This is a genomic window from Enterobacter sp. SCRI0065 (assembly GCF_059766475.1).
Map to the genome: position 1 here is coordinate 802,782 of NZ_JCBAJB010000002.1, position 18,886 is coordinate 821,667.

15 protein-coding genes and 1 pseudogene are annotated in these 18,886 nt (G+C 53.4%); 8 read left to right on the forward strand and 8 right to left on the reverse strand.

What is annotated here, in order from left to right; translation table 11 throughout:
• Positions 1 to 22: 22 nt before the first annotated feature.
• A complete protein-coding gene (gene dsbB / locus AC6EMZ_RS09690) occupies positions 23 to 553 on the reverse strand; it encodes a disulfide bond formation protein DsbB (RefSeq protein ID WP_498402217.1) in 531 nt (176 codons plus the stop codon).
• A gap of 144 nt (positions 554 to 697) precedes the next feature.
• A complete protein-coding gene (gene nhaB, locus AC6EMZ_RS09695) occupies positions 698 to 2,236 on the reverse strand; it encodes a Na(+)/H(+) antiporter NhaB (RefSeq protein ID WP_498402218.1) in 1,539 nt (512 codons plus the stop codon).
• 201 nt (positions 2,237 to 2,437) lie between these two features.
• Here nhaB and fadR point away from each other — a divergent pair, with 201 nt between their 5' ends.
• Complete coding sequence (fadR, locus tag AC6EMZ_RS09700) at positions 2,438 to 3,157, forward strand: fatty acid metabolism transcriptional regulator FadR (protein ID WP_498402219.1); 720 nt, start codon at positions 2,438 to 2,440, stop codon at positions 3,155 to 3,157.
• Positions 3,158 to 3,196: 39 nt separating this feature from the next.
• Here fadR and AC6EMZ_RS09705 read toward each other — a convergent pair whose 3' ends face one another.
• Entirely contained in the window at positions 3,197 to 4,729 is a 1,533-nt protein-coding gene (locus tag AC6EMZ_RS09705; RefSeq protein WP_498402220.1) for a SpoVR family protein, read from the reverse strand.
• 321 nt (positions 4,730 to 5,050) lie between these two features.
• Here AC6EMZ_RS09705 and AC6EMZ_RS09710 point away from each other — a divergent pair, with 321 nt between their 5' ends.
• The 3 genes and pseudogenes from AC6EMZ_RS09710 to AC6EMZ_RS09720 form a co-directional block, all read left to right on the forward strand.
• Positions 5,051 to 6,349: a D-amino acid dehydrogenase gene (locus tag AC6EMZ_RS09710; RefSeq protein WP_498402221.1), complete on the forward strand. Its 1,299-nt coding sequence runs from the start codon at positions 5,051 to 5,053 to the stop codon at positions 6,347 to 6,349.
• Positions 6,350 to 6,361: 12 nt separating this feature from the next.
• Complete coding sequence (gene dadX, locus AC6EMZ_RS09715; protein WP_498402222.1) at positions 6,362 to 7,432, forward strand: catabolic alanine racemase DadX; 1,071 nt, start codon at positions 6,362 to 6,364, stop codon at positions 7,430 to 7,432.
• Positions 7,390 to 7,530, forward strand: a pseudogene (locus AC6EMZ_RS09720) (hypothetical protein); the annotation flags it as partial. The gene dadX and the pseudogene AC6EMZ_RS09720, both read left to right, overlap by 43 nt.
• Here AC6EMZ_RS09720 and AC6EMZ_RS09725 read toward each other — a convergent pair.
• Together AC6EMZ_RS09725 and ldcA are read right to left on the reverse strand one after the other, a co-directional pair.
• Positions 7,474 to 9,207 carry a potassium/proton antiporter gene (locus AC6EMZ_RS09725; protein ID WP_498402223.1) on the reverse strand — a complete coding sequence of 578 codons (1,734 nt, stop codon included), beginning with the start codon at positions 9,205 to 9,207 and terminating at the stop codon, positions 7,474 to 7,476. The pseudogene AC6EMZ_RS09720 and the gene AC6EMZ_RS09725 overlap by 57 nt on opposite strands.
• 97 nt (positions 9,208 to 9,304) lie before the next feature.
• Positions 9,305 to 10,219, reverse strand: a complete 915-nt coding sequence (gene ldcA, locus AC6EMZ_RS09730) for a muramoyltetrapeptide carboxypeptidase (protein WP_498402224.1) — start codon at positions 10,217 to 10,219, stop codon at positions 9,305 to 9,307.
• Between the two features lie 113 nt (positions 10,220 to 10,332).
• Between ldcA and emtA the strand changes: the two genes are divergently transcribed.
• Positions 10,333 to 10,944, forward strand: a complete 612-nt coding sequence (gene emtA / locus AC6EMZ_RS09735) for a membrane-bound lytic murein transglycosylase EmtA (RefSeq protein ID WP_498402225.1) — start codon at positions 10,333 to 10,335, stop codon at positions 10,942 to 10,944.
• Positions 10,945 to 10,980: 36 nt separating this feature from the next.
• On the opposite strand, the gene ycgR is transcribed toward emtA, so the two are convergent.
• The gene (gene ycgR, locus AC6EMZ_RS09740) at positions 10,981 to 11,712 is read right to left on the reverse strand and encodes a flagellar brake protein YcgR (RefSeq protein WP_498402226.1); all 732 of its coding nucleotides are present in this window, start codon (positions 11,710 to 11,712) and stop codon (positions 10,981 to 10,983) included.
• Between the two features lie 207 nt (positions 11,713 to 11,919).
• Between ycgR and AC6EMZ_RS09745 the strand changes: the two genes are divergently transcribed.
• Entirely contained in the window at positions 11,920 to 12,174 is a 255-nt protein-coding gene (locus tag AC6EMZ_RS09745) for a GlsB/YeaQ/YmgE family stress response membrane protein (protein ID WP_498402227.1), read from the forward strand.
• 127 nt (positions 12,175 to 12,301) lie between these two features.
• A complete protein-coding gene (locus AC6EMZ_RS09750) occupies positions 12,302 to 14,404 on the forward strand; it encodes a TonB-dependent siderophore receptor (protein WP_498402228.1) in 2,103 nt (700 codons plus the stop codon).
• A 43-nt stretch (positions 14,405 to 14,447) separates the two neighbouring features.
• On the opposite strand, the gene AC6EMZ_RS09755 is transcribed toward AC6EMZ_RS09750, so the two are convergent.
• Positions 14,448 to 14,750, reverse strand: a complete 303-nt coding sequence (locus AC6EMZ_RS09755; RefSeq protein WP_498402229.1) for an ArsR/SmtB family transcription factor — start codon at positions 14,748 to 14,750, stop codon at positions 14,448 to 14,450.
• Between the two features lie 160 nt (positions 14,751 to 14,910).
• Between AC6EMZ_RS09755 and fusA the strand changes: the two genes are divergently transcribed.
• Complete coding sequence (gene fusA, locus AC6EMZ_RS09760) at positions 14,911 to 17,013, forward strand: elongation factor G (protein ID WP_498402230.1); 2,103 nt, start codon at positions 14,911 to 14,913, stop codon at positions 17,011 to 17,013.
• A gap of 64 nt (positions 17,014 to 17,077) precedes the next feature.
• Here fusA and AC6EMZ_RS09765 read toward each other — a convergent pair whose 3' ends face one another.
• Positions 17,078 to 18,757 carry an alpha,alpha-trehalase gene (locus AC6EMZ_RS09765; RefSeq protein WP_498402231.1) on the reverse strand — a complete coding sequence of 560 codons (1,680 nt, stop codon included), beginning with the start codon at positions 18,755 to 18,757 and terminating at the stop codon, positions 17,078 to 17,080.
• Between the last annotated feature and the right edge of the window lie 129 nt (positions 18,758 to 18,886).

The following is an 18,886-nucleotide window of genomic DNA, read 5'->3' on the forward strand; positions in this document are numbered from 1 at the left end:
TTTTAATGCGTACAGCTTGTTCTTAGCGACCGAACAAATCGCGTCTTTTTGGTTTCAGCGGCTGGGAAATGAGCACCAGTAGCCCCACGACAAAGTAAGCAACAAAAATGCCGACCAGCCACTGTGGCATTTCCAGCGTCAGAAATTCCCACTGACGCACGGAGCAATCGCCGGAAGCGACAAACACCTGCGGTAACCATTTATCCAGCGGCAGCCAGCTTGGGAAACGTGCGGCAAAATCACAGGTCATAAACGGTGAAGGATGCAGTTGCATCATGGTGTGTTCCCACGCAAGTTGGATGCCTTTCCATGCGCTGTAAAGCCAAATCGCAATCCCGGCATAGCGCAGCGGGGTTTTAGGCGCGATAGCACCGACCAGACCCGCAGCCATAATGCCGAAAAGTGCACAACGTTCGTAAATACACAGCACGCAGGGTTTCAGCCCCATCCCGTGCTGGAACCAGAGCGCTACCATTTCTAGCGCAAAGGCGGTCAGGGCCATCAATAACCACGCTCCGCGACCGCGAGAGCATTGGTTCAAAAATCGCAACATAATCATTTCCCTGGAACATGCTTAGAAAGCGCAGTGTAAACGAATTCGTTTCACGCGCCACCCGGTCTTAGCAAAATAAAGCGTAATTGGATATTTATAATGCAGAAAGTCAAACCGGGCAGCGAACTGCCCGGTGACAGGTGCTTAATGCGCGGCCAGTATACCTATTTGCATCAACCATTGCGTATAGGGAATGAGGGTAAATTTGACGCACAGCAAGCCGACGAGCGTTAAAACCAGCGTATAAGGCAGCGCCATCCACACCATCCTTCCATATGAAAGTCGAATGAGTGGTGCAAGCGCTGATGTCAGCAGGAATAAGAATGCCGCCTGGCCGTTTGGCGTCGCGACTGAAGGCAGATTGGTTCCCGTATTAATCGCAACCGCCAGCAGTTCAAATTGACCGATATTAATGGCACCCTGATCCAGTGCTGCTTTCGCCTCATTAATATACACCGAGCCGACAAACACGTTATCGGATATCGACGACAGCAGGCCATTGAACAGATAAAAAAGCGACAGTTGGGAATCGGGTGCCGCCTGTAAAACAAAGTGGATAATTGGCGAGAACAACTGCTGATCGATGATGACCGCCACGATGGCAAAAAATACGGCCAGCAGGGCCGTAAAGGGCAAGGCTTCGCTGAAGGCCTTCCCAATCGCATGTTCATCGGTCACGCCGGTAAATGAGGTTGCCAGAATAATCACCGACAGGCCAATCAAGCCAACTTCCGCCAGATGGAAGGCGAGGGCAATGATCAGCCAGACGCCAATCAGACCTTGCGCGATCAGGCCTAGCGTCTCCTGACGGCTACGTTGACGGCGGCTGTTCAGATCAAATTCGTGGAGGACGTCGCGTACCGGACCCGGCAATTGAGCACCGTAACCAAAGGTTTTCGTTTTCTCCAGCAGAAAACAGGTCACTAAACCGCAGATAAACACCGGAACGCTGACCGGCGCTACGCGAAGGAAAAACTCGGTAAAGTTCCAGCCAGCGGCTTTGGCAATGATCAGGTTTTGGGGTTCACCGACCATCGTCATCACGCCGCCAAGTGCGGTGCCGACCCCAGCGTGCATCATCAGGCTGCGTAAAAACGAGCGGAACTGGTCCAACACTTCGCGTTGATGGATGTTCACCTGACTATCATCGTAAAGATCTTCTTCAGGTTTCGCGGAAGCGACCCGATGATAAATACTGTAAAACCCGACGGCGACGCTAATCACAACGGCGACAACGGTCAACGCATCCAGGAACGCCGAAAGGAAGGCCGCAGCAAGGCAGAAGGAGAGCGAAAGCACCGTTTTCGAGCGAATGCTCAACAGCAGGCGGGTAAAAATGAAGAGTAACAGCTGCTTCATAAAGTAGATCCCCGCGACCATAAAGATCAGCAGCAGGAGCACTTCAAGGTTATTCGCCAGTTCGTGTTTAACCTGTTCGGCACTGGTCATCCCCACAAAGACAGCTTCAATGGCGAGCAGGCCGCCTGGCAGCAACGGATAGCATTTCAGCGCCATCGCCAGGGTGAAGATAAACTCCGCCACCAACAGCCATCCGGCGGTAAACGGATGAATAATAAACACCAGCGGGTTGATAATAAGAAAAACGACTAACGTTAGCTTGTACCAGTCAGGGGACTGGCCTAAAAAATTGCGCCACAGGGCGCGCCCATAAGAAATTTCCACGACAGACTTCCTTCCCCGCCAAAGTTAAGCAAAACATTATTATACGCATAATTGACGGGAATGATGTTTTCTGACCAGGGACGGGTATTTGATAAAAGTGAAACAGCGATCCCTTTTTTCCTGTCTCGCTGTGCTACCTGTCATTACTGGGCTCTGGTATGATGAGTCCATTAGCTAAAGCTGTGTAATGGAAATCTCACTATGGTCATAAAGGCGCAAAGCCCGGCGGGTTTCGCTGAAGAGTACATCATTGAAAGCATCTGGAATAACCGTTTTGCTCCAGGAACGATTCTTCCCGCTGAACGCGAACTCTCTGAACTTATTGGCGTCACTCGTACCACCTTACGCGAAGTCCTTCAGCGTCTGGCGCGCGACGGTTGGCTGACGATTCAGCACGGCAAACCGACCAAAGTGAATAACTTCTGGGAAACGTCGGGTCTGAATATTCTGGAAACGCTGGCGCGTCTCGATCATGAAAGCGTCCCGCAGCTCATTGATAATTTACTGTCGGTACGTACCAACATCTCGACCATCTTCATTCGGACGGCTTTCCGTCAGCATCCGGACAAAGCTCTGGAAGTGTTGGCGACAGCAAGCGCCATTGAAGACCATGCTGACGCCTTTGCTAGCCTGGACTACAACATCTTCCGCGGTCTCGCTTTTGCGTCGGGCAACCCGATTTACGGGCTGATCATCAATGGCATGAAAGGGCTGTATACTCGCATTGGTCGCCACTATTTCGCCAATCCAGAAGCCCGCGCTCTGGCCCTCAGTTTCTATCATAAACTGAGCGAGCTCTGTTCCGAGGGGCTGCACGATCAGGTATACGAAACGGTGCGCCGATACGGCCATGACTCTGGCGAAATCTGGCACCGCATGCAGAAGAATCTGCCGAGCGATTTAGCGATTCACAGTCACTGACAATAAAAAGCCTCTCATTCGAGAGGCTTTTTTAGATGATCAAAGCGCGCCGGGTCGTGCCGGGCAGCGTTCAAGTAACTCCACGCTACCGTCTTCGTTTTGCTGCTCCATCAACACATCGAATCCCCACAGGCGATGAACGTGCTTGAGCACTTCTTTCCGTCCTTTATCCAGCGGCGCACGATTATGCGGAATATAACGGAGCGTCAGTGAGCGATCGCCACGTAAATCCACGTTCCATACCTGAATGTTCGGCTCCAGATTGCTCAGATTGTACTGAGAGGAGAGACGCGAACGGATTTCACGGTAACCCTCTTCATTGTGAATCGCCGAAATCTCAAGATAGTTATTGTGGTCGTCGTCCAGCACGGTAAAGAGGCGGAAATCACGCATGATTTTTGGCGACATAAACTGGCTGATAAAGCTTTCATCTTTGAAATCACGCATCGCAAAATGCAGCGTTTCCAACCAGTCGGAACCCGCAATATCCGGGAACCAGTATTTGTCCTCTTCCGTCGGTGACTGGCAAATGCGCTTGATGTCCTGGAACATCGCAAACCCAAGGGCGTAAGGGTTAATGCCGCTGTACCACGGGCTGTTATACGGCGGCTGGAACACCACGTTGGTATGACTATGCAGAAACTCCAGCATAAACCGTTCGGAGACCTTACCTTCGTCGTACAGATGATTAAGGATGGTGTAATGCCAGAAGGTGGCCCAGCCTTCGTTCATTACCTGGGTCTGTTTTTGTGGGTAAAAATACTGGCTCACCTTGCGCACTATACGCAAGATTTCACGCTGCCAGGGTTCCAGCAACGGCGCATTTTTCTCCATAAAGTAGAGAATGTTCTCCTGTGGCTCAGAAGGGTAACGGCGCACTTCGGCAACGGCTTTCTCTTCTTCGCGTTTGGGCAGCGTACGCCACAGCATATTCACCTGGCTTTGCAGATACTCTTCACGGCTTTTCTGTCTCGCTTTCTCTTCCTGCAACGATATTTTTTGTGGACGTTTATAACGATCCACACCGTAATTCATCAGCGCATGGCAGGAGTCGAGCAATTTCTCGACCTCATCCACCCCGTAACGCTCTTCACACTCGGTGATGTACTTACGCGCGAAAATCAAATAATCGACAATTGAACTGGCATCGGTCCAGCTACGGAACAGGTAATTGTTCTTGAAGAAAGAGTTATGCCCGTAACAGGCGTGCGCCATCACCAGAGCCTGCATAGTGATGGTATTTTCTTCCATCAGATAGGCAATACACGGGTTGGAATTGATGACGATTTCGTAGGCCAGACCTTGCTGACCATGCTTATAAAGGCGTTCCGTCTCAATGAATTTTTTGCCAAATGACCAGTGCGGGTAATTGATAGGCATCCCAACGCTGGAGTAGGCATCCATCATTTGCTCGGAGGTAATGACTTCAATTTGATGGGGATAGGTATCCAGACGATACAGTTTCGCCACCCGGTCGATTTCAGCCAGGTAGACATCCAGCAACTCAAACGTCCAGTCGGGTCCGTCGCTCAAACGTGTGCTGTCCTTGTTCATAGAATCAATTATAGCCATTAGCGCGCCCTCATTGTCGGTGCTCTCTCTGTCTGGAGAGCCTCCTTTCAAGCATAGAACAACGCGTTCAAAAGCGTGTTGGCGAAGAAATTTATTCTTTGCGATTTCGCCTTTTTGATGCGGCAAAAAACGGGTTGTTGGCAGGATTTTCTACTGGTTAAAAATGGCGCGCAGCAGGAGATCCCAAATTACCGTCATCCCCACTGGCTGGGCAAGATGTGAGATGAGTCACCATAAAAAAGTCGTATGTTGAATAATATTTTCAACTAGGTTATCAATCTGTAATTAGATGATTATTCTTTTGCACATAATGGAGTGGCTATGCGTGTTGTCATACTGGGAAGTGGTGTCGTTGGGGTAACCAGCGCCTGGTATTTAAGCCAGGCTGGGCATGAGGTTACCGTTATCGATCGCGAGGCCGGTTCTGCACTTGAAACCAGTGCGGCCAATGCCGGGCAAATCTCTCCCGGCTACGCCGCGCCCTGGGCCGCGCCTGGTGTTCCGCTAAAGGCGATTAAGTGGATGTTCCAGCGGCATGCACCGCTGGCGATCAGTCTCGATGGCACGTCGTCTCAGCTCAAGTGGATGTGGCAAATGCTACGCAACTGCGACACCCGCCATTATATGGAAAACAAAGGCCGCATGGTGCGCCTTGCAGAATACAGCCGCGACTGCCTGAAAACGTTGCGAACCACGACCGGCATTGAATACGAAGGCCGCCAGGGCGGTACGTTGCAGCTATTCAGGACCGCACAACAGTATGAAAACGCGACGTGCGACATCGCCGTGCTTAAAGATGCCGGCGTGCCGTATCAACTGCTGGAGTCCAGTCAGCTTGCGCAGGTTGAACCGGCGCTTGCAGAGGTCGCCCACAAGTTGACCGGCGGGTTACGCCTGCCAAATGATGAAACCGGTGACTGCCAGCTCTTTACCCAGCGTCTGGCGAAAATGTGCGAACAGGCTGGCGTGACGTTTCGATACAACACCTCTGTCGATAAGCTCTTGTCAGAAGGTGAAAAAATCTATGGCGTGAAATGCGGTGATGAGGTGATTAAAGCCGATGCCTACGTGATGGCGTTTGGATCCTATTCCACCGCCATGCTGAAAGGCATTCTTGATATTCCCGTCTATCCGTTAAAAGGCTACTCGCTGACCATTCCGGTGAAAGAAGACAGCGGTGCGCCAGTTTCAACTATCCTTGATGAAACCTACAAAATCGCCATTACCCGCTTTGATAACCGCATTCGCGTAGGGGGGATGGCTGAAATCGTAGGCTTTAACACGGAATTGCTAAAACCGCGCCGCGAAACGCTGGAGATGGTCGTTCGCGATCTTTTCCCACGCGGCGGATTTGTCGAGCAAGCGACTTTCTGGACCGGTTTACGCCCCATGACGCCGGACGGCACACCGGTTGTGGGTCGCACGCCTTATAAGAATTTATGGACCAACACCGGTCACGGCACGCTGGGCTGGACCATGGCATGCGGTTCGGGTCAGTTGCTGAGCGATTTGATTTCTGGCCGTACTCCGGCGATTCCGTTTGATGACTTGAGCGCCGCGCGCTATCAATCCGGGTTTACGCCGTCTCGCCCGCAGCATCTGCATGGCGCGCATAATTAACAAGGAGCAGTCATGTCCCGTCCTATTCTGGCTCAGTTGGATTTGCAGGCGCTAAAAAATAACCTGCAGATAGTCCGCCGTGCTGCGCCAGGCTCCCGCGTGTGGTCGGTGGTGAAAGCCAATGCATATGGCCACGGAATTGAGTCTATCTGGAGTGCGCTTAGCGCGACCGATGGATTCGCTCTGCTTAATCTGGAAGAGGCCATCCTGCTGCGTGAACGCGGCTGGAAAGGCCCGATTCTACTGCTTGAAGGCTTTTTCCATGCCGATGAGCTACCTCTGCTGGATAAATATCGCCTGACGACCAGCGTACACAGCAACTGGCAGATAAAAGCCTTACAAAATGCCAGGCTGCATGCGCCGCTGGATATTTACCTTAAAATGAATAGCGGCATGAACCGCCTGGGCTTCCAGCCGGATCGCGTTCATACCGTGTGGCAACTGCTGCGCGCCCTGAAAAACGTCGGCGAGATGACGTTGATGGCGCACTTTGCCGATGCCGAAAAGCCGGACGGCATTGCTGATGCGATGGCTCGCGTTGAACAGGCTGCGGAAGGGCTGGCGTGTGCGCGTTCATTGTCTAATTCTGCCGCTACCCTGTGGCATCCAGAAGCGCATTATGACTGGGTGCGACCGGGCATTATTCTTTACGGTGCTTCACCGTCTGGTCAGTGGCAAGACATCGCCACTAGCGGACTGAAACCGGTGATGACCTTACGCAGTGAAATCATCGGCGTCCAGACGCTCAAAGCCGGTGATACCGTCGGCTATGGCAGTCGTTATCGTGCGAACGGTGAACAGAGGATAGGCATCGTGGCAGGGGGATATGCTGATGGTTACCCGCGCATTGCCCCTGACGGTACGCCGGTATGGGTCGATGGCGTACGGACCGGCACCGTGGGTACCGTCTCGATGGATATGATGGCAATCGATCTTACGCCTTGCCCGCAGGCGGGTATTGGTACTCCCGTTGAACTCTGGGGCAACGAGGTGAAGGTAGACGATGTTGCCGCCGCTGCGGGGACAGTAGGGTATGAGCTATTGACGGCACTGGCCCCACGCGTACCTGTTGTGACAGTGTAACTTTCTATGCCCGGCGCGCTCAGCGTCGCCGGGCAAAAGCATCACTCCACGTCTTCTTCTGCAACGCGTACGCCGACTTTACGCACGGCGTTATCTTCTTTCTCTGCAACCGTCCAGATCATCCCGGCAAATTCAACCTGATCGCCGACGACCGGCGCTGCACCCAGCAGCTGTTGTACGATCTCGCCTAACGTTTGCTGTTTGTCGCGATACTCCGTGCCTTCTTCCAGGCCATAAATCAGCGCCACATCGGCGAATTTGGCGCTGGCTTCCAGAATAAAGTCGCCGAAGAAGCGCTGGTCGAGCGCAACGGGCGGCGACTGACTGAACAACTTGCCAAGAGCCGGGAGATCGCTTTCCCGACCGATGACGCAAAGAATGTCGCCCTCACGCAGGCGCGTGCTGCCGGTGGGATGGAGCAGGACATTATCGCGAAACATCGCCGCAATGCGGGTTTCGGTAGGCATATGCAAATCGCGAAGCGATGCGCCCACGCACCATTTGTCTGCACTTAACTGGTAGACAAACTGCTCCCACGGATTTTCAGGATGAATATCCAGACCGACGCGAGAGACCGGTAAGCCGACGGGTGGCACCACCACTTTGGCCTTTTTCGCCGCCCATCCTAAAGAGGTGCCCTGGAACAGCAGCGAGATCAGCACCACAAAGAACGCAACGTTAAAGAATAATCGCGAATTATCCAGCCCGGCCATCATCGGGAAGACGGCAAGGATAATCGGCACCGCGCCGCGCAGGCCCACCCAACTGATGAAAATGCGCTCGCGCAGGTTGAATCCGCGAAACGGCAGCAGTCCGGCAAACACCGACAAGGGACGAGCAACGAAAATCATCCACGCAGACAACAGCAGCGCCGGAATGGCAATCGGCAGTAAATCGGACGGTGTCACCAGCAGTCCCAGCACCAGGAACATGCCGATTTGTGCCAGCCACGCCAGACCGTCGAAGTTCTGCAAAATGGCATGACGGTTACGAATAGGGCGATTACCCAGCAAGAAGCCGCACAAATACACGGCCAGAATGCCGCTGCCGTCCAGCGCGGTGGTCACGGCAAAAATCAGGATCCCACCGCTCAGCGCCAGCAGAGGATAAAGCCCCGCAGGCAGAGAAATGCGGTTGATCATCTGTTGCAAGAGGTAGCCACCCCCCAGGCCGATGATAATCCCCAGGCCAAACTGCTGCAGAATATGCCACGCGAACATCCAGCTAAGGCCGGTTTCATGCTGCTGGATCATCTCAATCAGGGTGATGGTAAGGAACACGGCCATCGGGTCGTTACTGCCAGATTCAATTTCCAGCGTTGAGCCGACACGCTCGTTGAGCCCTTTACCCCCGAGCAAGGAAAACACCGCTGCGGCATCGGTTGAACCGACGATGGCACCAATCAGCAGTCCTTCCATTATGTTCAGATGAAACAGCCACGCCGCCATCATGCCGGTCAGCCCGGAGGTGATAAGTACGCCAACGGTTGCTAACGACAGCGCCGGACCTAACGCCACGCGAAACGAGCTGGCCTGGGTGCGCATCCCGCCGTCGAGCAGGATCACCGCCAGCGCGAGGTTACTCACCATGTAGGCAAAAGGATAGTTATCGAAAGGGATACCGCCGATGCCATCGATGCCTGCAAGCATGCCGATGGCAAGGAATATGACGAGGATGGGTATGCCGAGACGCGATGAAAATGAACTTAATAAAATACTACAGGTTACTAATACTGAACCCAGAATGAAAAGACTGATTATCGCTGCGGCATCCAATGTTGTCTTACTCCCACCTCAATGTTGTTGTTAATACTAAAACCCTACCATATTAACGACAGAAACAGCGTTTTATTGAGGTGGTTTAACAGCTTTTTTATGCCTTTATGTAAGGATGGCCGCTGATGGTTAATCGGCTGTCAGAATCAGCGTGGATCAAGCTGGCCTGCGCGCCGAGAGGCAAGGTAACGGTTTGCTGTTCATGACCAAATGCCAGCCCGGTAATCACCGGAACATCAAGCCGCGAACGGATAAAGTCCACCATCGTTTCAAGAGAGTAACCCGCGTCATATTCATTGGGCAACGCGCCGCTAAAGCTGCCCAGCACGATGGCTGATTGACGCGAGAGGATCCCGGCGTGGTAAAGCTGAAGCAGCATTCGCTCGACGCGGAAAGGATGTTCATTGATATCCTCCAGCACCAGAATACCGTTCTCAATATTGGGCAGCCAGGGTGTACCAATCAGCGAGACCAGCATCGCCAGATTGCCGCCCCACAGCTGACCTTCACTCTCACACTGTGGGCCTTCGCCGTGCCATTCCACGCTAAATGTTGGGTTTCGCATCGCGCGCCAGAAATGTTCCTGCGTAAAGGCGTCCAGTTCCGGGGCACCGAAATTGCCCGCCAGCATTGGCCCACTGAAGGTGATGACGTTATGCAAGGCCAGTAAACCGAGCTGAATCACAGTGAAATCACTGTGCCCACAAATCAATAAGGGATCGTGCTGTTGACGTTTCGCCAGCCCGGCCCAGTGAATGCTCTCCAGCAAACGGCTGGCACCATATCCACCGCGCACCGCCATGACGATGTTATTTGCCCCCTCAACGCTGACCAGATCGTTGATATCAGCCAGTCTTTGCGGCTCGGTTCCGGCAAAACGCTGCTGGCGGCGAGGGATAATTGTCTGATTTGTTACCGCGTGGCCCGCTTCGAGTAAACGCTCAACACCGTGCAGTGCGGCATCCTGGTTAATGCAATAGCCAGAGGGGGCGATAAGGTGAAACTGAGCCATGGCAATTCCTTGCTGAATGAGAAACTAAATGTCTATATCATGCCGCCTATGCGCTGTCTCCTTCAAGAGGGAGGCCAGAGTAACCGCGATGACCGGCAATAAGGATAGATGACGTGAAATTGAGATGGTTTGCTTTTTTGATTGTATTGCTTGCAGGCTGTAGTTCGAAACAAGATTATCAAAACCCGCCGTGGAATCCCGACGTTCCGGTTAAACGGGCAATGCAATGGATGCCAATCAGCGAAAAAGCCGGTAAAGCCTGGGGCGTGAGTCCACGGCTGGTCACCGCGATTATTGCAGTAGAATCTGGCGGCAATCCAGCGCTTGTGAGCAAATCGAATGCGGTTGGGCTAATGCAGCTCAAAGCTTCTACGGCAGGACGAGAAGTCTATCGCTACATGGGATGGAAAGGACAGCCTTCCACCAGCGAGCTGAAAAACCCAGAACGTAATATCTCGATGGGTACAGCGTACTTGAGCATTCTTGAGCATGGCATTCTTAAAGGTATCGACGATCCTGAAGTCATGCAGTACGCGCTGGTGGTGTCTTACGTGAACGGGGCAGGAGCACTACTGCGGACCTTCTCGTCAGATCGTAAAGAGGCCATTGAAGAGATCAACGATATGGATAAAGACGAGTTCTTCGAACATGTCGTGAAAAACCATCCGTCGCCGCAGGCGCCACGCTATATCTGGAAAGTACAGAAAGCGATGGACGCCATGTAATTCCCCAGCCGGGCAGCCCAAGCTGTCCGGCGCACATCACAGTACCTTATTCGCGCGTTCCCGCGCTTCACGCTCCAGTGAAAAAATAATCCGCTGAAGTTCGCGCTCGGCACCGGGTCCAACGTTGAGAAAACGGAAGCTCAGACGCGGCGTGGTAATCGTTTCGTTTTTGCTATCGACGACTTTGCGTTCGCTGACAGAGATCAGCTGCGCATCGAAGTAAAATCGCCCCCAGCCGCCCATATCCAGTTCGATTTGTGAAAAACGCATCCCTTCCACCAGACCGTCGGGTTTTGCGACATCCATCAGTGCGCCCATACCGCCTAGCGAAAGGTCGAAGAGTCGGAAGCGAATCTCTTTTTTGTCAGGCATTTTGGCCTTACAAAAATAGGCGGGATGAAGCGGGGCGCTGATACGAAAATATTCTCGGCGCTGCACAAACCACAGGCTGTCAGGGAGTGGCGCAATAAAAGCGGGCAGGTTTTGATAATCACCCTGTTCAAGTCGGGGCAAGACGAATTCCACCTTTGCCCCTTTGGTTTCGGCCATCACGGCAAGATTTTGCGCACGCAGTGCCGCCCGGTTTTCGTGCTCCTGGCTACCCAGGTCAATGACCAGACGATCCGGCGTTGCCTCAAGGATCTTGCTGATAAATTGATTACTACCCCAACTGATGCGCAAAGGAACTTCGCCCTTAAACAGGTCGCGTAATACCCCTAATACAGCCAGCGGATTTTGCTTCAGGAACTGCTCACTGTAATTACTCACGCCGAATGGCTCCTCGGTTGTCTGACAGACTGTCGTTGAATTATCGGCAGCCTGCGGCGGAACTTAATACAAACCGGTGAATATTTTTTGAAATTGTTGAGCAATTAAGTCTGTGACCGAAAACGGTTTTCAACTGTTCGCCTATACTTAAGCGAATCGCGTGGAAGATTTTCTGCGCAGGCGTTTAATCTGCAAGAGGGCATCGGTATGGGTATCATCGCGTGGATTGTTTTTGGTCTTATCGCTGGCGTGATTGCAAAGTTCATCATGCCTGGGCGTGATGGCGGTGGTTTTATTCTGACCTGCGTACTCGGGGTTATAGGTGCCGTGGTCGGTGGCTGGCTGGCGACCATGTTTGGCGTGGGAGGCAGCGTCAGTGGCTTTAATCTGCATAGTTTCCTGGTGGCCGTAGTGGGCGCGATCGTCGTCCTCGGGGTATTCAGATTGCTCAGACGTACCTAAACTCAGAAGCACACAGATAGTAAGGACGGCTCTCATTGAGGGCCGTTTTTTTTGCGCGCATATTGATTTGCTAATCGAAATGATAATAATTGTCGTTTCTTGTATCATCTAATAATAAGACGACAATATGAACACCTCACGTTTTGCGATTTGTGCGTTGGCAGGGGCGGTAACGCTCGCGTTGCAGACCTCTGCGTTTGCAGAAGAATCAACAATAGTGGTCACCGGATCGGAGCAAAGCAGCGTGCTGCCGGAGTGGACGAACAGCGCCACCAAATCAGCCGTTGCGGAAAGTAAAACCCCACAGGTCATCAACACGATTTCAGCCAAAGAGATTGCACAGCGACACGCTAATTCGGTCAACGAAATTCTGCGCTATGCGCCGGGAGTGTCTACCGAAGTGCGCGGCAATACCTCGTACATGAGCGAGTACAAAATTCGCGGTTTTACCGTGGAACAGGAGTATTACAACGGCCTGCAACTGCCTTATAACGTGACCGGTAATACGAAAGCACGCATCGATCCGCTGCTGATTGACAGCGTAGATATCCTCAAAGGCCCGGCGTCAGTGCTCTATGGCGGCGGCTCACCAGGCGGGCTGGTTAATATCCAGGGGAAAAAGCCGCAAAAAGATCCTCATACCGAAATAGGGTTCAATACCGGCACGCGCAATCTGAAAGAAGGTTATCTGGATTCAACGGGGCAAATTGCCGATAGCGACTGGAACTACCGCCTGCTCGGTAAAGCCCTTGAAGGCGACGATCAACCGCACACCACCCGTACAGAAAACTATCTTGTCGCACCGTCCGTAACCTGGCAGCCCGACAGCCAAACGCGGCTGACTCTCGATGCGCTGGCGCAAAATTCCCCCAGCCTGACGCCGTCCAATCCTCTGCCGCTGTCATATCTCCGTTCCCAATACGCCGATCGCCGTGACTATGCAGGTGATGAGTGGAGCGGCTTTAAGCAGCGTCAGTGGATGCTGGGCTACAGCTTTGAACATCAGTTTGATAACGGCTGGGGTTTTAATCAGAAAGCGCGCTATTTCGATGTTGATACCCATCAGCGCAGCGTTTATTCGACGGGCCCCGGGAGCGAGAACTATCAGTTGAACCGCTTTGCCTATACCACAGACGAAGATCTGCAAAGCTTCAATATGGACAACCAGGTCACTAAAACCGTTGAATGGGGCGAGTGGAAACACCATCTGCTGGCGGGATTTGACTACCAGAAGTTGAATTCGCATTTTCATTATCGTTATGCCTCGACAACGCCGGGTATCGATATGCGTGACCCGGATTATGGCCAAATCCACGACAGCGAGCTTGGCTTATATACCGCGCAGAAAAACCGTCTGAGCTACCAGCAAAACGGTTACTACCTTCAAGATCAGGTGGAATTCGGCGGTTTAAACCTGCTGGGGAGCCTGCGCTACGACGATTACCGTTCGGTGACCACCAACTATCTGCAAAACGATAACAAGGCCTGGGTATCGCAGGATCGGGTGACCAAACGCCTGGGGGCGTTGTACGCGTTTGAAAATGGCATCTCGCCGTTTATCAGCTACTCAGAAGGATTCTCCCCGGTATCGCCGCAAGGCACGTTAATGGCAAAAGACGTCAAGCCGACCACCAGCAAGCAGGTTGAAGGTGGGGTGAAATACCTGCTGGCGGACTACGCCACCACTTTTACCGCGTCGGTGTTTAACATTCGCCAGAAAAATGTCGTCACCACGGATCCGGGCTTCCTGAACTATCGCCAAACGGGTGAGGTGGAATCAAAAGGGGCAGAACTGTCGGTTGTCAGCCGTCCGACGGATAACCTGACGCTGATTGCGAACTACGCCTACACCCACGCGATCAATACCGAAGATGACAAATATCAGGGCAAACGCCCGACGCAGGTGCCAGAAAATGCGTTTAACCTGTGGGGGGATTACACCTTTGATAGCGCGTTGCTCAGAGGCCTGAATCTGGGGGCCGGGGCACGCTATACCGGGCCGATGGAGATAGCGCCTGCGAACAACCAGGGCAAACTGGGCGGTATCACGCAGTACGATCTGGCGGCGTCTTATCAGATGGGGGAAATCCTGCCAACGCTTGACGGATTAACCCTGAAAGTTAGCGCGCAGAACATCACCAATAAAGAAACGTTCACCTGTTACGATGCCACCAACTGCTGGATTGGTCGCGATCGTACCTGGCAGCTTGGGGCCAGCTACGCGTTCTGATCGTCACATTGCCCCTTTCATCATGAGAGGGGCGTTATTTTTCCTATCGCATCACCTGTAACAACGTGGTCATTAGACCCGGAAAACGCGCGTCTAAATCCTCTCTTCGCAGTGAAATAATATTCTCCCGCCCCTGTGGGCGTTGCCAGATGACGCCGCTGTCACGCAGTACGCGCCAGTGGTGAGTCATGGTGGATTTCGCCACATCCTGCGGGCGCAGCGCATTGCAGCTTGATTCGCTGCCATCGGCAATCTGGCGAACAATCGCCAGCCGCAGCGGGTTACCGAGGGCGAAAAGCACATTTTCCAGCAGTATTTGTTCAGGTTCGGGATGGTTGGCAATCATAGGCTTCCTGGATAACACATCAGGTTGAGCTATACCAATGATAGCCCACTCCTGAAAAAATAGTTCGAATATACTCGTACAATAGGACTATTATAACAAACGAACACTAAGGCGACCATCCCGGTCGTCACTATCAAGTCACATTGACTAAGGATCTATCATGCCCCGACCCATCCCCCTCGAACGTTATCGCAACATCGGTATCTCCGCGCATATCGATGCCGGTAAAACGACCACCACCGAGCGCATCCTGTTTTACACCGGAATGAGCCATAAACTGGGTGAAGTCCACGATGGCGCGGCAACAACAGACTGGATGGCGCAGGAGCAAGAGCGCGGAATTACCATCACCTCCGCTGCCGTTAGCTGCTTCTGGCCTGGTATGGACGGTGGATTTGAACCGCACCGGATCAACATTATCGACACTCCCGGCCACGTGGATTTCACCATAGAAGTGGAACGATCCATGCGCGTGCTCGATGGCGCGGTAATGGTGTACGACTCCGTCGGTGGCGTACAGCCGCAGTCAGAAACCGTCTGGCGGCAGGCCAACAAATACCACGTACCGCGACTGGCCTTTGTGAATAAAATGGACCGACAGGGCGCTGATTTCTTCCGCGTCGTGCAGATGATGCGCGATCGCCTGAAAGCGAACCCGGTTCCGATTGTGATCCCCATTGGTGCAGAAGAACACTTCACCGGGGTGGTGGACCTCATCAAAATGCGCGCCATTCTGTGGGATGACGCGACCCAGGGCATGACCTTTAGCTATGCGCCGGTTCCGGATGCGCTGCTGAGCACTGCGCAGGAATGGCGGGAAAATATGGTCTCAGCCGCCGCTGAAGCCAGCGACACGCTGATGGACAAATATCTGGAAACGGGCGATCTGGACGAAGCAGAGATCGTCAGCGGACTACGCGCACGCACCATTGCCGGGGAAATCCAGCCCATGCTGTGCGGGAGCGCGTTTAAAAACAAAGGCGTGCAGCGCATGCTCGACGCGGTAATCGAACTGATGCCGTCGCCGCTGGATATTCCCGCCATCGACGGTGTGGATGAAAAAGGACAGCACGCCGAACGCCATCCCAGCGATGACGAACCGTTCTCGGCGCTGGCGTTTAAACTGATGACGGACCCCTACGTCGGCCAGTTGACCTTTATCCGCGTCTATTCCGGCGTGTTGAAAAAAGGCGATGCGGTCTATAACCCAGTGAAAGGGAAGAAAGAGCGTATTGGTCGTATTGTGCAAATGCATGCCAACGACCGTCATGAAGTGGATGAGCTGCGGGCGGGCGACATCGCCGCGTGTGTAGGTCTAAAAGATGTGACTACCGGCGATACCCTGAGCGATCTGGATAACGTGATCACCCTTGAGCGAATGGAGTTTCCGGAGCCGGTGATTTCGCTGGCGATTGAGCCAAAAACCAAGGCAGATCAGGAAAGAATGGGCATTGCGCTGCAACGTCTGGCGGCGGAAGATCCTTCGTTCCGACTGCATACTGACGAAGAGTCAGGGCAGACCATTATCTCGGGAATGGGTGAGCTCCATCTGGAAATCATCGTCGATCGTATGAAGCGTGAGTTTGGCGTAGAGGCCAATATCGGGCGACCTCAGGTGACGTATCGCGAGACATTGCGTAAAGCCGTGAAGGATATTGAGGGCAAATTCGTGCGCCAGTCAGGCGGGAAAGGGCAGTACGGTCACGTAGTGCTGAGTCTTGAACCACTGCCACCGGGCGAGGGCTTCAAATTTGAAGATGCCACTAAAGGCGGCGTGGTGCCGCGCGAGTACATTCCTTCTGTGGAAAAAGGGCTGCGCGAAGCCATCAACAGCGGCGTGCTGGCGGGTTATCCGGTTGTCGATGTCAAAGCGACCCTGACCTTTGGTTCGTATCATGATGTCGACTCCTCGGAGATGGCTTTCCGCATGGCGGCAATCTTTGGCTTTAAAGAGGGCGCGCGCAGGGCGGATCCGGCGATTCTTGAGCCGATGATGCATGTGGAAGTAGAAACACCAGAAGAGTACGCCGGGAACATCATGGGCGATCTCTCTTCCCGTCGCGGAATGGTGCAGGGCATGGATGAACGGTTTGGAAGCCAGATTATTCGCGCGGATGTCCCGCTGGCGGAGATGTTTGGTTACGCCACTACGCTGCGGTCAATGTCACAAGGGCGAGCCACCTACAGCATGGAGTTCCACCATTACGCGGAAGCGCCACGCAATGTCGCTGAAGCTATCATTGCCAGCCGGGCAAAAGGATAAGCTGAGGCTGGGCAATCAATAAGAGTACGCCCTCTATCCTGAGGACAGAGGGCATGCTCACACTCTACTGTGCCGCACGTTGCTGCGGCGCAGTTTCATCGTTTGCTGCGGGTTGCGTGGTTGGCAAACTGTCGCATGGTTTCTCCTTCGGACAGACCCAATCCAGCATTTTCAACGTCACGCCGTTGGTCCAGCCGAATCCATCCTGCAACGGATACTCCCCGCCACCTCCGCCGGTTCCTGTCGTCGACACGTCATACTTTTCCACCAGTTTCTGTTCACGGTCGTAGGTATGCTGCACGTTGGTCAGGAAGCGCCAGGTCACGTCCATTGCCACTTTCTTATGGCCATAGTTTTGTAAGCCTTCAGCCGCGACCCATTGCAGCGGTGCCCAGCCATTGGGGGCATCCCATTGCTGACCGCTATTAATGGTGGTGGTTGAAATACCGCCCGGTTTTAACAACCGTGACGCTGCTGCGCTTGCCACTTTGGCGGCACGATCGTTCGAGGCCGCATTCACGTACAGCGGGAAAAGTGCGGCTGCGGTCAGCTGATTACGCACCTTTTTACTCTTCAGATCGTAATCGGCGTACCAGCCCTCTTTGTCATTCCACAGGTGGCTCTCCATCGCTTTTTGTCGCGCATTCGCCAGTGCTTCATATTTGCTTGCACCGTCGGCATCTCCCGCTTCCTGGCTCGATTTTGCCAGCAGTTTTTCCATCTTGAACATCAGTGCATTCAGGTCAACAGGAACGATGCTGGTGGTGCGGATCGTGCCAAGCTTCTGCGGATCGTCCATCCAGCGCGAACTGAAATCCCAGCCGGAGGCAGCTGCCGAACGCAGATCGCGATAGATTTCTGTCGCCGGGCGGTTCGGGTTACTTTTGGCGGTCGTGACGTCATCAAGCCACGATTCCGGGCGCGGGGTGTCTTTGTCATCCCAGTAGCGGTTGAGGATCGAACCGTCGTCCAGTTTCACCACCCGCTGATTAGCCTGACCCGGCTGCAACGTATCGACGCCTTCCATCCAGTAGGCATACTCTTTTTCCATCTGCGGACGATATTTTTTCAGCGCATCGCCGTCATGGGTTGCCAGCAGTTCCACCATCAGGGAGAAGAAAGGCGGCTGCGAGCGGCTCAGATAGTAGGTCCGGTTGCCGTTAGGGATATGACCCCAGATGTCAATCTCGTAGGCAAAGTTCGCCACCATATCGCTGATTTTGTCCAAGTGGTCGCTTTCCGCCAGCCCCAGCATCGTGAAGTAACTGTCCCAGTAATAGACTTCGCGGAAACGCCCACCCGGCACCACATAAGGCTTAGGTAGCGGCAGCAGTGAGGACCATTTTTCGGCGGTATCGGTGGTTCGCGTCAGGACGGGCCAGAGGCCATCGATATGCTCGCGCAGGCTTTGTCCGGAAGGGGGAACATATTTCTCGCCTTCGGTCGGTAAGCTGAAGTTCATTTCAACGAAGTGGCGCAGGTCAAAGCCGGACTGATTATGCTGCATACGGTAATCGGCCAGGATCGTCAGGGGATCGCTTTTAGGCACCGCGTCGGCAAAGGTTTTCTGATCGGGAAACAGCTTTGCGCTCTGTACATCGTTAAAGAGTGGACCGAGCAAAATATCTGGGGAAGGTTGTTGGCTGACCGGCTGATTTTCAGCGTAGCTGAGTGCGGCAACGCCAAACAGAGCGCCTCCCAGCGCAAGATGTAGAAGCGTAGGGCGCAGTTGAGGTCTTATCATCGGGTGTTCTCCTTTATTCACTGAGCAGCGTGGCCGCTGTCGTCAATCACCTGAAAACCTTAGACGAATATCGGCGGCTTCGCGTGTCAGATATCCCATTTTGCGCAGAACCAGACAATTTACCGTTGC

Bases quoted from the DNA above. Each gene is read 5' to 3' on its own strand.
- fadR (WP_498402219.1), top strand. From the start codon at position 2,438: ATGGTCATAAAGGCGCAAAGCCCGGCGGGTTTCGCTGAAGAGTACATC.
- AC6EMZ_RS09765 (WP_498402231.1), bottom strand. From the start codon at position 18,757: ATGATAAGACCTCAACTGCGCCCTACGCTTCTACATCTTGCGCTGGGA.
- AC6EMZ_RS09710 (WP_498402221.1), top strand. From the start codon at position 5,051: ATGCGTGTTGTCATACTGGGAAGTGGTGTCGTTGGGGTAACCAGCGCC.
- AC6EMZ_RS09755 (WP_498402229.1), bottom strand. From the start codon at position 14,750: ATGATTGCCAACCATCCCGAACCTGAACAAATACTGCTGGAAAATGTG.
- dsbB (WP_498402217.1), bottom strand. From the start codon at position 553: ATGTTGCGATTTTTGAACCAATGCTCTCGCGGTCGCGGAGCGTGGTTA.
- AC6EMZ_RS09705 (WP_498402220.1), bottom strand. From the start codon at position 4,729: ATGGCTATAATTGATTCTATGAACAAGGACAGCACACGTTTGAGCGAC.
- AC6EMZ_RS09750 (WP_498402228.1), top strand. From the start codon at position 12,302: ATGAACACCTCACGTTTTGCGATTTGTGCGTTGGCAGGGGCGGTAACG.
- ldcA (WP_498402224.1), bottom strand. From the start codon at position 10,219: ATGGCTCAGTTTCACCTTATCGCCCCCTCTGGCTATTGCATTAACCAG.
- fusA (WP_498402230.1), top strand. From the start codon at position 14,911: ATGCCCCGACCCATCCCCCTCGAACGTTATCGCAACATCGGTATCTCC.
- AC6EMZ_RS09745 (WP_498402227.1), top strand. From the start codon at position 11,920: ATGGGTATCATCGCGTGGATTGTTTTTGGTCTTATCGCTGGCGTGATT.
- dadX (WP_498402222.1), top strand. From the start codon at position 6,362: ATGTCCCGTCCTATTCTGGCTCAGTTGGATTTGCAGGCGCTAAAAAAT.